The organism is Microcystis sp. M49636_WE2 (genome assembly GCF_030065375.1).
In the GTDB taxonomy this organism is placed as follows: Bacteria; Cyanobacteriota; Cyanobacteriia; order Cyanobacteriales; family Microcystaceae; genus Microcystis; species Microcystis aeruginosa_C.
Genome location: NZ_JASJFG010000374.1, coordinates 1 through 1,319 on the forward strand (window position 1 = coordinate 1; position 1,319 = coordinate 1,319).

Genomic DNA, 1,319 nt, shown 5'->3' on the forward strand with positions numbered 1-1,319 from the left:
CGTATTCTGACAGTGAATTGATTTACCTTCGTACTCTAATCTTTGCAGTTTTTCGACAATAAAAGGTGTATTAAAAGAGGTGGTTAAGTCTTCTTCCGTTAAAACTACCCGCAAAGTGGCCCGCGTCGGTTGACGGAGTTTCACCTGTCCGGTAAAAATGGCACTAAAATCGATCGCCACCGCCTGCACATACAATTCCATGGCTTCGATGCGTAGGCCATTGTACATGAGCATTGACTGACCGATAAAGTCAAAACCGTCGATACTGCCTTGCAGTAATTTGGCTACGGGTTCGGCGCGGACAGTCGCTGTCAGCTTGCCTGTGCGTTTGAATAATGCAGCGATTGCAGCACTCACCACTTTACTGATGAGTTGATCGCCGCTCTGATTGGAAAAAGGTAAGCTACCAAACACGCCTGCTGTCATATCTCTCATAGGTGGGACTGCAACGATCTTAACATTATTTAAAGTTTCTTTACATATCGTTTTATTAATCAGGATGATAAGCAATCTGTATGATTCTGTAGAGGTTATAAATTTTTAGCGGTCTATCCCGTGCTAGGGGATAGGATAGAAAAGTGCTACTATCCCAGTGATATAGCGTTTTTCACTTAGAAAATCGGGGTTAAAAACGTGGTTGCCATTTCAGATCAACAACCGTTAGCCGCTACCCACAACCACAGCGATCGAGTGGCGGTATTATTGATGGGATACGGGGAAGTGGAGAGTTACGAGGACTTCGCCAACTATAATGAACAGGCCTTAAATCTGCTGACGGCTAAGTTCGCTCCCGTACCGACTTGGGTTTATCCTCCCCTAGCGAAATTATTGGCTATATTTGACCTGCACGAATGGCAGCACCAGCATAATCACTTTATTTCCCCCCATAACCACATTTTCGAGCATCAAAGACAGGAAATCGAGCGCAATTTACAGGCAAAATGGGGTAATCGGGTGGAGGTATTCAAAGCGTTTAACTTCTGTGCGCCTTTTTTACCGGCACAGGTGTTAACGGAAATCCGCGAGCGGGGATTTGAGAAAATTTTGATCTATCCTCTCCTCGTTGTTGATTCTATCTTTACCAGTGGCATTGCCATCGAACAAGTTAACAAAGCTTTAGCTCAAGGACAAACGGGGGAACATTGGGTCAAAGGATTGCGCTATATTCCCTCGTTTTATAACCAACCCGCTTATATAGAGCTAATGGCGCGGTTAGTGGAGGAAAAAATCGCGGCCGAGGTAGCTAGTAGCTGTCTTCCCTCGCAAATTGGCATTATTTTAATGAATCACGGTTGTCCCCACGAAGCTAAGGGATTTAC

The 1,319-nt window shown here is 44.9% G+C and carries 2 protein-coding genes; one reads left to right on the forward strand and one right to left on the reverse strand.

Translation table 11 applies throughout. The features are described from left to right. Positions 1 to 435 (reverse strand): LmeA family phospholipid-binding protein (locus PX484_RS09005; RefSeq protein WP_288103521.1); only part of this gene is annotated, 435 nt, incomplete at its 3' end. A gap of 198 nt (positions 436 to 633) precedes the next feature. On the opposite strand from PX484_RS09005, the gene PX484_RS09010 reads away from it, so the two are divergent. Continuing rightward, positions 634 to 1,319: ferrochelatase (locus PX484_RS09010; RefSeq protein WP_288103523.1), on the forward strand; the 686-nt coding region annotated here is incomplete at its 3' end.